The 13,501-nt window shown below is 68.5% G+C and carries 9 protein-coding genes and 1 pseudogene; 3 read left to right on the top strand and 7 right to left on the bottom strand.

The genetic code is table 11. The annotated features are described in order from the left end of the window. Window positions 1-1,505, top strand: a 1,505-nt coding sequence (acnA, locus tag AACZ35_RS07495) for an aconitate hydratase AcnA (protein WP_339827793.1), incomplete at its 5' end; no start/stop codon positions are given. An 89-nt stretch (window positions 1,506-1,594) separates the two neighbouring features. On the opposite strand, the gene AACZ35_RS07490 is transcribed toward acnA, so the two are convergent. Beyond that, window positions 1,595-2,143, bottom strand: a complete 549-nt coding sequence (locus AACZ35_RS07490) for a nuclear transport factor 2 family protein (protein WP_339827790.1) — start codon at window positions 2,141-2,143, stop codon at window positions 1,595-1,597. Here AACZ35_RS07490 and AACZ35_RS07485 point away from each other — a divergent pair. Both AACZ35_RS07485 and AACZ35_RS07480 read left to right on the top strand, forming a co-directional pair. Beyond that, window positions 2,142-3,821 (top strand): long-chain fatty acid--CoA ligase, encoded by a 1,680-nt coding sequence (locus AACZ35_RS07485; protein ID WP_339827788.1) that lies wholly within the window; start codon window positions 2,142-2,144, stop codon window positions 3,819-3,821. The two genes, AACZ35_RS07490 and AACZ35_RS07485, sit on opposite strands and share 2 nt — an antisense overlap. Before the next feature lie 158 nt (window positions 3,822-3,979). Then, window positions 3,980-4,900, top strand: coding sequence for a crotonase/enoyl-CoA hydratase family protein (locus AACZ35_RS07480; RefSeq protein ID WP_339827785.1), 921 nt, complete (start codon window positions 3,980-3,982; stop codon window positions 4,898-4,900). Between the two features lie 19 nt (window positions 4,901-4,919). On the opposite strand, the gene AACZ35_RS07475 is transcribed toward AACZ35_RS07480, so the two are convergent. From AACZ35_RS07475 to AACZ35_RS07450, 6 genes and pseudogenes are all read right to left on the bottom strand, one after another. After that, window positions 4,920-7,091 carry an ATP-binding protein gene (locus AACZ35_RS07475; protein WP_339827783.1) on the bottom strand — a complete coding sequence of 724 codons (2,172 nt, stop codon included), beginning with the start codon at window positions 7,089-7,091 and terminating at the stop codon, window positions 4,920-4,922. A gap of 25 nt (window positions 7,092-7,116) precedes the next feature. Beyond that, window positions 7,117-8,184, bottom strand: coding sequence for an HD domain-containing phosphohydrolase (locus AACZ35_RS07470; protein ID WP_339827781.1), 1,068 nt, complete (start codon window positions 8,182-8,184; stop codon window positions 7,117-7,119). Window positions 8,185-8,267: 83 nt separating this feature from the next. After that, window positions 8,268-9,788: a lysine--tRNA ligase gene (gene lysS, locus AACZ35_RS07465; RefSeq protein WP_339827779.1), complete on the bottom strand. Its 1,521-nt coding sequence runs from the start codon at window positions 9,786-9,788 to the stop codon at window positions 8,268-8,270. A 12-nt stretch (window positions 9,789-9,800) separates the two neighbouring features. Then, window positions 9,801-10,923 (bottom strand): peptide chain release factor 2 gene (gene prfB, locus AACZ35_RS07460; RefSeq protein WP_188662294.1). Its coding sequence is split into 2 segments (ribosomal slippage): window positions 9,801-10,850 and window positions 10,852-10,923, totalling 1,122 coding nucleotides; the frame shifts between segments, so codons are not numbered across the junction. A gap of 50 nt (window positions 10,924-10,973) precedes the next feature. Then, window positions 10,974-12,601, bottom strand: a pseudogene (locus tag AACZ35_RS07455) (DHHA1 domain-containing protein). After that, entirely contained in the window at window positions 12,598-13,476 is an 879-nt protein-coding gene (locus tag AACZ35_RS07450; protein ID WP_339827795.1) for a phosphoglycerate mutase, read from the bottom strand. The pseudogene AACZ35_RS07455 and the gene AACZ35_RS07450 overlap by 4 nt, the downstream one beginning before the upstream one ends. Window positions 13,477-13,501 lie beyond the last annotated feature (25 nt).

Raw genomic sequence — 13,501 nt, 5'->3', positions numbered from 1 at the left:
AAGGCGGCCACCAGCCGCAGGCCGACCACCTGGCCGCGCGCCCGGTGTCGAAGCTGCGCATCCAGGACCAGGACGTCGAGATCACCGACGGCTCGGTGGTCATCGCCGCCATCACCTCCTGCACCAACACCTCCAACCCGGCGGTGATGCTTGGCGCCGGCCTGCTGGCGCGCAACGCCGCGGCCAAGGGCCTCAAGGCCGCCCCGTGGGTGAAGACCTCGCTCGGCCCGGGCTCGCTGGTGGTCACCGACTACCTGAAGAAGGCCGGCCTGCTCGACGACCTCGAGAAGCTGGGCTTCTACGTGGTCGGCTACGGCTGCACCACCTGCATCGGCAACTCCGGCCCGCTGCCGGAAGAAGTCTCCAAGGCGATCGCCGAGAACGACCTGGTCGCCACCTCGGTGCTTTCAGGCAACCGCAACTTCGAGGGCCGCGTGCACTCGGAAGTGAAGATGAACTACCTGGCTTCGCCGCCGCTGGTGGTGGCCTACGCCATCGCCGGCACCGTCGACATCGACCTGAGCACCGAGCCGCTGGGCACGGGCAGCGACGGCAAGCCGGTGTTCCTCAAGGACATCTGGCCCAGCAACAAGGAAATCGGCGACTTCATCGCGCGCACGGTCGGCCCGGAAATGTTCAAGGCCAACTACGCCAACGTCTTCGCCGGCGACAGCCGCTGGAATGAAATCCAGTCCCCGGACGGCGCCAAGTTCGCCTGGGACGAGGCCTCCACCTACATCAAGAACCCGCCCTACTTCGACGGCATGAAGATGGACGTCGGCTCCATCGCCGACATCCACGGCGCGCGCGTGATGGGCCTGTTCGGCGACTCGATCACCACCGACCACATCAGCCCGGCCGGCAACATCAAGGCCAGCTCGCCGGCCGGCAAGTTCCTGCAGGGTCGCGGCGTGCAGCCGGCCGACTTCAACAGCTACGGCTCGCGCCGCGGCAACGACGACGTGATGGTGCGCGGCACCTTCGCCAACATCCGCATCAAGAACCTGATGCTGGGCGGCGAAGAAGGCGGCAACACCATCCACTACCCGTCGGGCGAAAAGATGCCGATCTACGACGCGGCCATGAAGTACAAGGCCGAGGGCGTGCCGCTGGTGGTGTTCGCGGGCAAGGAATACGGCACCGGCTCGTCGCGTGACTGGGCGGCCAAGGGCACGAACCTGCTGGGCGTGAAGGCGGTGGTTGCGGAAACCTTCGAGCGCATCCACCGTTCGAACCTGGTCGGCATGGGCGTGCTGCCCTGCCAGTTCCTGGACGGCCAGAACGCGCAGACGCTTGGCCTCAAGGGCGACGAGGTGGTGCAGATCACCGGCCTGGACGACGGCAAGGCCCGCCAGGCCACGGTGGTGGCCACGCGCCCGGACGGCACCGAGATCCGCTTCCAGGTGCAGGTGCTGCTGCTGACCCCGAAGGAAGTCGAATACTTCCGCCACGGCGGCATCCTGCACTTCGTGCTGCGCCAGCTGGCGGCCCGCAAGGCCGCCTGATCGCGCCAACCACCGGTGCGAGGGGCTTGAGCCCCGAACGAACGGCCCGCGCAAGCGGGCCGTTTACTTTTGGCTTTCCAACGCGAGAATTATTCCCAGTCCGCGGAGATCAGCTTCCACTCGTCGTCTTCCAGGCGCCAGCCGGTTTTCACCTGGTAGACCTCGGCCCGTTCGGGCATCCAGCCCGTGCCGCCCCGGGCTGCCGCGGTGAAGTTCACGCGCGCCCGGTCCGGCCCGACCAGTTCAACCTCCAGCGGCCCCAGGGTCACCCCCACCTGCCGGTTGCGCAGCCACAGCAGCGCCAGGTAGCGCCGGAAGCGGTCGCGGTCCATCTCGCCCGGGCCGGCGAAATCGTCCGCGAAATTTTCCACCAGCGCGTCGCTGTCGCGCGCCTCGGCCGCCGCCTCCATGGCCGCGATCGTCTCGCGCAGGGCCTGTTCCGGCGGCGTCCTGGCACAGCCCGCGGCCAGCGTCAGCAGCGCCAGGGCCAGGGCCGTGAAGACCGCGCGAAACCATACGCTGCGCGCCTTGCCTGGCCCCCGACGGTATGCTCCAATCGAGCGAATACTCCAATTCCGTTCAGGCGCAAGATGCGCCGTGCGGGGAGTGCAGTCATCGGGAATCGAGGGGAAGTGCATGGGTTTCGAACGTCCTTGGCTGGCCAACTATCCGAAGGGCATCGGTCCGGAGGTCGACCTGGAACAGTACGCCTCCATCGTTTCGGTGCTGGAGGAAACCTGTCGCCTCTATCGCGACAACCCGGCCTTCGCCAACTTCGGCAAGAAACTCACCTATGCCGAGGTCGATGAACTCAGCACCCGGTTTGCAAACTACCTCCTGCACGAGCTCAAGCTCAAGAAGGGCGACCGCGTCGCCCTGATGATGCCCAACATCCTGCAGTACCCCATCGCCATCTTCGGCGTGCTGCGCGCGGGGCTGACGGTAGTCAACACCAACCCCATGTACACGGCGCGCGAACTGCGCCACCAGCTTACCGACTCGGGCGCCAGCGCCATCGTCGTGCTCGAGAACTTCGCCCACGTGGTCGAGGAAGTGGTCGCCGACACACCGCTCAAGCAGGTGATCGTCACCGGCGTTGGCGACATGCTCGGTTTCCCCAAGGGCCCGCTGGTCAATTTCGTGCTGCGCCACGTCAAGAAGCAGGTGCCCGAATACCGCCTGCCCGGCCACGTGCGTTTCACCGATGCGCTGGCCAGGGGCGTGGGCAAGACCCTGCCGGCCATCGACCTGCGCGGGGAAGACATCGCCTTCCTGCAGTACACCGGCGGCACCACCGGCGTCGCCAAGGGCGCCATGCTGACCCACCGCAACCTGGTGGCGAACATGCAGCAGTCGTCGATCTGGATCGGCACCAACGCGACGATGGGCAAGGAAGTCATCGTCACCGCGCTGCCGCTCTACCATATCTTCGCACTGACGGCGAACTGCCTGGTCTTCATGAAGTTCGGCGGGCTCAACTACCTGATCACCAACCCGCGCGACATGCCCGGCTTCGTGAAGGAACTGCGCCAGATCCCGTTCACCGCCATCACCGGCGTGAACACCCTGTTCAACGGCCTGCTCAACACGCCCGGCTTCGACAAGATCGATTTCTCGCGCCTGCACCTCACCCTGGGCGGCGGCATGGCCGTGCAGCGCGCGGTTGCCGAGCGCTGGAAAAAGGCCACCGGCATCACCCTGGTCGAGGCCTACGGCCTTACTGAAACCTCGCCGGCCGCCTGCATCAATCCCATGGACCTGCCCGAGTACAACGGCTCGATCGGCCTGCCGATCCCGTCCACCGATGCCTGCATCAAGGACGACGAGGGCAAGATGCTGCCGGTCAACGAAGTCGGCGAGCTGTGCATCCGCGGTCCGCAGGTGATGGCCGGCTATTGGCAGCGCCCCGAGGAAACCGCCAAGGTGATCGACGCCGACGGCTGGCTGCACACCGGCGACATGGCCAAGATGGACCCGCAGGGTTTCTTCTTCATCGTCGACCGCAAGAAGGACATGATCCTGGTCTCGGGTTTCAACGTGTACCCGAACGAGGTCGAGGACGTCATCGCGCTGATGCCGGGCGTGCTCGAGGTCGCCGCGGTGGGCGTGCCCGACGACAAGTCCGGGGAGGCGGTGAAAGTGGTGATCGTGCGCAAGGACCCGGCCCTGACGGCCGAGCAGGTGAAGGCCTTCTGCAAGGAAAACCTCACCGGCTACAAGCTCCCGCGTTACGTCGAATTCCGTGACGAACTTCCCAAATCCAACGTCGGCAAGATCCTGCGCCGCGAGCTCAGGGACTCGGCTGCCAGGGCCTGATCCTTGGGGGCCGCCCTACACCAGTTGGGGGGCGGTTTACAACCCGGGCTGAATGAGGTCTAGAATCGGGCGCAGGAACCCTAACGGTTCCTTAACTGCCGCCCGGTTCCACGTGCCATGCGGGCGGCTCCAGAGCCCCGAGCCCCGAGGACACGCCCATGAGCCCCGTAGTCGAACTGCACAATCCCCGCCCCTTCTCATACCGCACCCTGCGCACCCAGGAAGACCCGGGCACGCGCACCAGCTGGATGTACATGCACGCCGAGCGTGCCAACGACGGCAATCGCCGCCGCCCCTGTTTCACCCTGGACCTGATGAAGGACATGCGTGACTACCTGGCCGGTGTCGGCCAGCGCAGCCAGCAGACCGCCATCGATGGCCGCGAGCCCGGCCTCGACCACCTGGTGGTGACCTCCGACGCCAGCGCCTTCAACCTGGGCGGAGACCTTGAGCTCTTCGCCCGCCTCATCCGCGAACGCGACCGCAGCTCGCTGCTGGCGTATGCCCGCATGTGCGTGGAAGGTGTCTACCACCTGCACACCCAGCTTGGTGGCCGGGTCGACACGGTGGCCCTGGTCCAGGGCGACGCCCTGGGCGGTGGCCTGGAACTGGCCCTGTCCTGCCAGACCATCGTCGCCGAGGAAGGCGTTGGCATGGGTTTCCCGGAGGTGCTGTTCGACCTGTTCCCGGGCATGGGCGCGTATTCCTTCCTCTGCCGCCGGGTCAGCCCGGCCCAGGCCGAAAAGCTGATGCTCGACGGCACTGTTTACACCAGCGAACAGATGTACGACATGGGCATCGTCGACCTGGTGGTGCCCAAGGGCCAGGGCGTGCAGGCGGTCCAGGACCTGCTGCGCGGCCATCGCCGTGCGCCGCACGCGCGCCTGGCCATGCAGCGCGTCCGCGAATACGCCCAGCCGGTGACCATGGAAGAGCTGATGCGCATCACCGAGATCTGGGTCGACACCGCGCTGCAGCTGGGCGAAAAGTCCCTGCGCACGATGGAACGCCTGGTCCGGGCGCAGGAGCGTCGCGCCAGCGAAGCCGGCGCCGCCACCTCGCTAGCCGCCGCCCTCTGACGCGCCCGGGGCCCCGGGCTCACCCCGAGGCGTCGTCCGAGCGCTGCCCTCCCGACCGGGAGGGCAGCCGGGCGAGGGCCTCCCGGGCCAGTTCGAACTGCTCGCGCAGCAGGCGTTCGCGCGCGCGCCAGTCCTTGGCCAACTGCCAGTTCGGCAGCTGCATGATCTCGTAACCCAGCGTCGCCACCCGCGACATGCCCAGGTTGCCCGCGACGCCTTTGAGCGCGTGGCAATGGTCGCGGAACCCGTCCCAGTCGCCGGCCTGCCCGGCCGTTTCCAGCGAACCCAGGCAACGCAGCGCGTCGCGCACGCACTGCTGCACGAAGTTGGCGACGAAGTCCTTGCCCAGGTTGAGTTCGGCCAGTTCGCCCAGCACCGTGTCGTCGAGCACCACCGCGTCCGCGGACGCCGCGTCGGTTTCTGACGCCGCCGTCGGCTCGCTGCCGCCCAGGGCCACCTCGGCCAGGGCCTCGAGCAGCCGGCCTGCGACGATGGGTTTGGGCAGGAACGCGCGCGCACCCGCCTGTTCACAGGCCTGGATGGCTTCGGGCGTGACGTCGGCCGTGAGCACCAGGAAGGGCGTGCGGTGTTTGCCACCCGCTTCCATCACCCGCACCTCGCGCATCACGTCCAGGCCGCTGACGCCGGGCATGTGCAGGTCCACCAGCACCGCGTCGAAGTCCCGTTCGGTCAGCAGGTGCAGCACCTCGTCGCCGGTCTCGACCTCTTCGACGTGGTGCCCGGCTTTTTCCAGCAGGCGGCGCAGCACCATGCGGTTGGCCGCATGGTCGTCGGCGATGAGTGTGTGCAGCGGTTTGACCCGCGCGCGATGGCGCACGAAGGGATCGTCGAAGGCAATGACATTGGCCGGCGACGGCAGCGACCGGGCGGCTTCGGCCGAAGACAGCTCATAGGGCAGCTCGACCCAGAAGTGCGAGCCCTGCCCTTCTTCGCTTTCGAAACCAAGGCGGCCACCCATGGTTTCGGCCAGGCCCTTGGCAATGGTGGTGCCAAGGCCCGTGCCGCCGTGGCGGCGGGTCTTGGCGGTGTCGACCTGTTCGAAGGCCTCGAACAGGCGCTTCTGCGCCTCCAGCGGGATGCCGATGCCGGTGTCGCGCACCGAGAAACGCAGCATGATTTCCGGTGGTTCACCCTTGCCCGCCTCTGCCAGCTCGCGCTTGCGCGGCGGCGCCGGCCCCACCTCCAGGGTGACCCGGCCGACGTCGGTGAACTTGATGGCGTTGTTGAGCAGGTTCACCAGGATCTGGCGCAGGTGGTCGACGTCGCCGCGCAGCGTGTCGGGCACCCGGTCCGACACTTGCACTGTGAAGCCCAGGCCCTTGGCGGCGGCCGCGGGCTGCAGCATCACCTGCACGCCGCGCGTCAGTTCGCGCAGGCTGAAGTCCTCGACGTTCAAGCGCAGCTTGCCGGCCTCGATGGCCGAGATGTCCAGCACGTCCTCGACCAGGGCCAGCAGCGCGCGCGCCGAGGTCTGGATGACTTCGGTGCATTCGCGCTGTTCCTTGCTCAGCCGCGTGGTGCTGAGCAGCTGCGACATGCCGACGATGCCGTTGAGCGGCGTCCGGAATTCGTGGCTCATGTTCGCCAGGAAGCGGCTCTTGGCTTCGTTGGCGCGCTTGGCTTCTTCGGTGGCGCGGGTCAGGGCGCGCAGCAGCGAGGTGAGGTAGGCCGGGATGGCGCTCAGGCCCAGCAGCAGGCCCCAGCCCAGCATCTGGTTCTGCTGCCAGTACGGCGTGCTGAGCAGCACGCCCAGGAAACTGGCGCTGGCGATCAGGATGGCCGCCACCAGGTAACGTTCGCCGAAACGCAGGCCGTTGCCGATGGTCACCCACATCAGCACCACGTACACCGGCGCCAGCGACTCGCCGAGCACGTGCATGGCCGCGCCCATCATGCCGTAGTCCAGGAACATGCCCAGCACCCGGCGTGCATGCGAAACGCCCGGACGCAGCGCGATGCCGGCCAGGATGCCCAGGCCGACCACGAACTCGATGGCGAAGAACAGGAAGACCAGCTGCAGCGGTTCGTTGCTGACTTCCGAGGTGGAGGTGACGCCCAGCAGGTAGACCAGGATGACCGCGGTCACCACGACGCGGGTAAGGGCCTGCCCGTGCTCGCTGTCGGTCCGGTTGCGGAACCGGGCGGCCAGGGCCTGCAGGGAGGAGGTCACGGCGCGTCGCCTGCCGGCGGTCTGGTCAGCCGGCCGGCCGCGGCGCCAGCAGCGCGTGGATTTCCTGCACGCGCTCGCGTCGCGCCGTCAGCGCATCGACCACGGCCGGGTCGAACAGCGTGCCGGCGTGGCCGCGCACGAAGTCCATGGCCTCCTGGAAGGAGAACGCCGGCCGCCAGGGGCGGTCGGAGCTCATCGCGTCGAGCACGTCGGCGGCGGCGACGATGCGCGCCGGCAGCGGGATGTCTTCGCCGGCCAGTCCGGACGGATAGCCGCTGCCATCCCAGCGTTCCTGGTGGCCCAGGGCGATGGTGGCGCCGGTCTGCACGAACTTGCTGGAGCTGTCGGACAGCAATTCGAAGCCCAGCTGCGGGTGCCGGCGCACTTCGGCGAACTCGGCCTCGTCCAGCGGCCCCGGCTTGCGCAGGATGGCGTCGGAGATGCCCAGCTTGCCGATGTCGTGCAGCGGCGCGGCCAGTTCGATCATGCGCACTTCGTCTTCGGGCAGGCCCATGGCTTCGGCGATGACGCCGGCGTAGCGGGCCATGCGTTCGAAGCTGGCCACCGAGGTGGCGTCGCGGAAGGCGGTGGCCTTGGCCAGGCGGTGAAGGATCTCGCGCTCACGCTCGTCGAGCTCGTGCATGCGCGCCAGCAACTGGCGCTCGAGTTCGTGGGCGCGCGACTTGAGGTTCTGCTGCTGCTGGCGCAGGGCCAGCAGGTTGCGGCAGCGCGAGCGCAGTTCGCGCGGGCGCACCGGCTTGACCAGGAAATCGATGACGCCGGCCTCGAGCGCGGCGTTGCGGATGGGTTCGTCGCCGACCACGGTGATCAGGATGATCGGCACGTCCCGGTGCGACAGCGGGCGGCGGAAACGGCGGGCGAATTCCAGGCCGTCGAGCTTGGGCATGCGGTAGTCGAGCAGCAGCAGGTCGGGCGAGCTGCGCTGTGACCACAGCAGGGCCTCGACCGGGTCGCCGAAGTCGGTGACCTTCACCTCCGGGCTGATGTCTTCGAGCAGGTGGCGGAACATCGTCCGCTGCGAGGGTTGGTCGTCGACGATCAGTACGTTCACGTGAAGCTCCCGGGTGCGCACACCGTGATTGCCGCGGGTCGCGGCTCCGGCCCAGCTTACTCCCGGGAATTCAGGCCCGGCAAGCACTTGCCGGACATTCTTGCTTACGCTTCTGGCCGCATGTACGGGAAAAGCAGGACGTCGCGGATCGAGGCCGAGTCCGTGACCAGCATCACCAGGCGGTCGATGCCGATACCCAGGCCGCCGGTGGGGGCCATGCCGTACTCCAGGGCACGGATGTAATCGGCGTCGAAATGCATGGCTTCGTCGTCGCCGCCCTCCTTGGCCTCGACCTGGGCCAGGAAGCGCGCTTTCTGGTCCTCGGGGTCATTGAGCTCGGAAAAGCCGTTGGCGATCTCGCGGCCGCCGACGAACAGCTCGAAGCGGTCGGTCAGGCCCGGGTCGCTGTCGGAGGCGCGCGCCAGCGGGCTCACCTCGACCGGATGGTCGGTGATGAAGGTCGGCTGGACCAGGGTGTGCTCGACGGTTTTTTCGAAGATTTCCAGCAGCAGCTTGCCCCAGCCATAGCCGTCCTTGACCCGGATGCCCAGGCGGGCGCAGTGCGCACGCATGGCGGCGAGGTCGCGAAGCTCTTCGCGGCGGATTTCCGGGTTGTGTTCGAGCACGGCCTCGGTCATCGACCAGCGCCGGAACGGCGGCCCAAGGTCGATGGCCATGCCTTCCCATTCCAGGTGCGTGGTGTCGCGCACGCGCAGCGCCACTTCGCGGATCAGCTCTTCGGTAAGGTCCATCACCTCGTGGTAGGTGGCATAGGCCTCGTAGAGCTCGAGCATGGTGAACTCGGGGTTGTGCCGGGTGGACACGCCCTCGTTGCGGAAGTTGCGGTTGATCTCGTACACCCGCTCCATGCCGCCGACCACCAGCCGCTTGAGGTAGAGCTCGGGCGCCACGCGCAGGTAAAGATCCAGGCCCAGCGCGTTGTGGTGGGTGGCGAAGGGCTTGGCCGTGGCACCGCCGGGGATGTAATGCATCATCGGCGTTTCCACTTCCAGGAAACGCCGGCCGTCGAGCCAGGCACGCATCGCCGAGACGATTCGCGAGCGCTGCACGAACACCTCGCGCGCCTCCGGGTTCATGATCAGGTCGACGTAGCGCATGCGGTAGCGCTGCTCGACGTCGGCCAGGCCGTGGAACTTGTCCGGCAGCGGCCGCAGCGACTTGGTCATCAGCCGCAGCGAAGTCGCCTTGACCGACAGTTCGCCGGTGCGGGTGCGGGTAAGGCCGCCCTGCACCGCCACGATGTCGCCCACGTCCCAGCCCTTGAAGGCCTCGTAGGCCTCGCCCAGGTCGGCAGCCTGCAGGTACAGCTGGATGCGGCCGGACATGTCCTGGATCTGGGCGAAGCTGGCCTTGCCCATCACGCGCTTGGCCATCAGCCGGCCGGCGACCGAGACGCTGCGGTCCAGTGCTTCCAGGGTCTCGGCGGTCCAGGCGTCCTTGTCGGCGAACTCGGCCTGCAGGTCGCCGGCGTAGTCGGCGCGCACGAAGTCGTTCGGGAAGGCGACGCCGCCGGCTTCGCGCAGCGCGGCGAGTTTGGCGCGGCGTTCGGCGATCAGGGCGTTTTCGTCGGCGGCGGGCGCGGGCTGGCTGGGCTTGTCGGTCATGGTCTTGGTTTCTCAGGCGTCGGAGCGCTTGGCGCCGACTTCCAGGCCGGCCTTGAGGCTGGCTTCGATGAATTCATCCAGGTCGCCGTCGAGCACCTTCTGGGTGTCGGAGCGTTCGATGCCGGTGCGCAGGTCCTTGATGCGGCTCTGGTCGAGCACGTAGTTGCGGATCTGGCTGCCCCAGCCGATGTCGGACTTGGTGGCTTCCACCGCGTCCTTTTCGGCGTTGCGTTTCTGGATCTCAAGCTCGTAGAGCTTGGCGGCCAGCATCTTCATCGCGGTGTCGCGGTTGGCGTGCTGGCTGCGGCCGGTCTGGCAGGCGACCACGATGCCGGTGGGCTCGTGGGTGATTCGCACCGCCGATTCGGTCTTGTTGACGTGCTGGCCGCCGGCGCCGGACGACCGATAGACGTCGGTGCGCAGGTCGGCGGGATTGATGGTGATGTCGATGTTGTCGTCGACTTCCGGCGACACGAACACCGAGGTGAAGCTGGTGTGCCGGCGGTTGTCGGAGTCGAACGGCGACTTGCGCACCAGCCGGTGCACGCCGGTCTCGAGCTTGAGCCAGCCGTAGGCGTATTCGCCCTCCACGCGGAAGGTGGCCGACTTGATGCCGGCGACGTCGCCGCCGCTGACTTCCATCAGTTCGGTCTTCCAGCCGCGCGATTCGCACCAGCGCAGGTACATGCGCAGCAGCATTTCGGCCCAGTCCTGGGCCTCGGTGCCGCCGGCGCCGGCCTGGATGTCGACGAAGGCGTTGGCCGAATCCATCTTGCCGGAGAACATGCGGCGGAATTCGAGCTGTTCGACCTCGCGCGCGGTTTTTTCCACGTCCTCGACGACCGAGTCAACGGTGTCGGCGTCGTCTTCCATTTCGGCCAGGTCCACCAGCTCGGCGCCGCCTTCGAGGCTGGCGGTCAGCGTGCGGATGCCGTCGACGACCTTTTCAAGCGAGGCGCGTTCACGGCCCAGGGCCTGGGCGCGTTCGGGATCGTTCCAGACGTCGGGGCTTTCCAGCTCCCGGTTTACTTCTTCGAGACGTTCGACCTTGAGGTCGAAGTCAAAGATACCCCCTGAGCGAATCGAGCCGGCCAATGAGGTCGGCGATGCGCTGGCGGATGGGATTGAGTTCCATGGGATTTACGCGATTTGGGGGACGAAAGGCCGCAAATAATAACACCCGCCCTAGGCGGGTGCGGGCTCGAGGTGGCGCACCAGCAGCTGCACGCCGCGGCGGCCGTTCCAGTCGTCGGGTTCAAGCTGGTAGGCCAGGCGCAGGCGCGGCGGCGGCGCGGTGCCGGCCCAGCCGCCGAAGTGGATGGCCGACAGCTTTGCGCCACCGGAATCGGGCGCCAGTTCAAGCTTGAGATGGCGTTCGCCGACGCGGCGCCAGGACTGCACCCGGAAGCAGCCGTCGAAGACCGGTTCCGGAAACCCCTGGCCCCAGGGGCCGGCCAGGCGCAGCTGGTCGGCAAGGTCGCGGCTGAAGTCGGCCGCGTCCAGTTCGCCGTCGCTGGCCAGCTCGGCGCGCAGCTGGGCCGGGTCGACCAGGCCGGCGACCACGGTTTCCAGGGCCTGCCGGAAGGCCGGCAACTGCCCTGCCCCGAGGCTCAGGCCCGCGGCCATGGCGTGGCCGCCGAAGCGTTCGATCAGGCCGGGATGGCGTGCGTCCACCGCCGCCAGCGCGTCGCGCAGGTGCAGGCCCGGGATCGAACGCGCCGAGCCCTTCAGGCGGTCGCTGCCGGGCTCTTCCGGCGCGAAGGCCAGCACCGGCCGGTGCAGCCGGTCCTTGAGCCGCGAGGCCACCAGGCCGACCACGCCCGGGTGCCAGTCGGGTTCGTGCAGGCACAGCACCGGCGGCAGCTCGCCCTCGCCCAGCGGCAGGTTCGCCACCAGGGCTTCGGCGGTATCGACCATCTGCTGCTGCAGGTCCTTGCGTTCAGCGTTGATGCCCTCGAGCACTTCGGCAAGCTCACGGGCCCGGCGCGGGTCGTCGCAAAGCAGGCATTCGATGCCCAGGGCCATGTCCTCGAGCCGGCCGGCGGCGTTGAGCCGCGGCCCGATGGCGAAGCCGATGTCGGAGGCCGTCAGGTTGGCTTCGTCGCGCCTGGCCAGTTCGATCAGCGCGCGCAGGCCGGGCTGGCCCTGGCCGTTGCGCAGGCGCCTGAGGCCGGCCGACACCAGCAGGCGGTTGTTGTAGTCCAGCGGCACCAGGTCGGCCACGGTGCCCACGGCCACCAGGTCGAGCAGCACCGACAGGTCGGGCTCGGGGCCGGTGAAGGCACCGGCCTCGCGCAAGTGCCGGCGCAGCGCCAGCAGCAGGTAAAAGACGACGCCGACGCCGGCCAGGGCCTTGCTGGGAAAGCTGTCGTCGCCGAGATTGGGGTCCACGATCACGTCGGCATCGGGCAGGGTGTCGCCCGGCAGATGGTGGTCGGTGACCAGCACGCGCCAGCCGCGCGCCTTGGCGGCGGCGATGCCGGCGTGGCAGGCGATGCCGCTGTCCACGGTCAGCAGCAGGTCGGGCGCCATCGCCACCAGGTCCTCCACCAGCGCCGGCCGTCGCAGTCGAAGTCACCGACCACCACTACGTGGGCATTGCTGCCTATCGCGTCCGCAAGCATCGCCGCTGCCTGGTCCACCTGGCCCAGGGCGTCCGGGGGCAGCAGGCGGGCCAGCCGGAGCTCGCCGTCGGCGGGCGTAAGCACGCCGCGGGCCGCATAGATGCGCTGCAGCACCGGCGGCACGGAATCCGGCCAGGGGCCGAACGCCGGAACGTCGCGCCGGACGATGCGCGTGGCCGGTGGCCTCATGCCAGGCTGGCCAGCGCGGGGCGCAGCAGGCGCCAGCGCTGGCCCGGATGCAGCCACCAGGCCGCGCCGTCGGCGAAATCCAGAACCAGGCCGGCGGTATCCAGGCGGGCCAGGCGTTCAAGCAGGGTCGCTTCGACGGCGGCCCAGTCGCGGCTGTCGCGCAGGTCGATCAATTCGCCTTCGGCGCCCGGTGGCCCGGCGGCGGCAAGCGCCGCCAGCGAGGCAAGCTGCGCTTCATCCGAATGCACCGTGCGCAGCCGGCCCTGCACCTGGTCGGGCAGTCGGCCGGCACCCCAGAAACACAGGCTGTTGGCCGGCACCCGGCCACTGGCCACGCGCGCGGCGTTGACCGGGTGGTTGTGCAGGATCACCTGGGCTTCGTTGAGCAGCGCACGCCAGCGCCGGCCTTCCGGGCCGTCGGGCAGGTGCAGGAACAGGTCGTCGCCCAGCACCGCTTCGGGCGCGGCGAAAGCGGGCAGCCTCGCCTCGACCGGCAGCGCCAGGTACCAGCGCGCCGGATGCGGCGCCGAGAGCGGGAAACCGGTGTCGCCGAACAGCGGCCGCAGGGCGTCGGAAAGCGCCTTCGCCTCTTCGGCCGTCAGGCCCAGTTCGCCCACGGCCAGCACGCGCGCGCCGGTCATGTCTGGACGCACGTAGGCCGGATCGGCGCGCAGCCAGCTGTGCAGCACGGCGTCGCCGGCGTCACGCTGGCGGGTGATGGCGGCCATCGGCCAGCCACGCGGCAGCAGCTCGAACCAGCGCTGCAGCTGCGCGGATTCGCCGGCTTCGCCGTCGGGCAGGCGGTCGGCGCGGCCCAGTGCGCGGGCTACCGGTTTGCACAGGGGCTGGCCGGCGAAACGCCGGCGTTCGGGCAGCAGCAGGACCTGGCGCGGGGCGCTC

Source organism: uncultured Arenimonas sp. (assembly GCF_963976025.1).
Lineage (GTDB): Bacteria > Pseudomonadota > Gammaproteobacteria > Xanthomonadales > Xanthomonadaceae > Arenimonas.
Note: the sequence above shows the minus strand (reverse complement) of the source record. Positions and strands in the feature narration are given on the sequence as shown.

Bases quoted from the DNA above. Each gene is read 5' to 3' on its own strand.
- AACZ35_RS07485 (WP_339827788.1), top strand. From the start codon at position 2,142: ATGGGTTTCGAACGTCCTTGGCTGGCCAACTATCCGAAGGGCATCGGT.
- AACZ35_RS07490 (WP_339827790.1), bottom strand. From the start codon at position 2,143: ATGCACTTCCCCTCGATTCCCGATGACTGCACTCCCCGCACGGCGCAT.
- AACZ35_RS07480 (WP_339827785.1), top strand. From the start codon at position 3,980: ATGAGCCCCGTAGTCGAACTGCACAATCCCCGCCCCTTCTCATACCGC.
- lysS (WP_339827779.1), bottom strand. From the start codon at position 9,788: ATGACCGACAAGCCCAGCCAGCCCGCGCCCGCCGCCGACGAAAACGCC.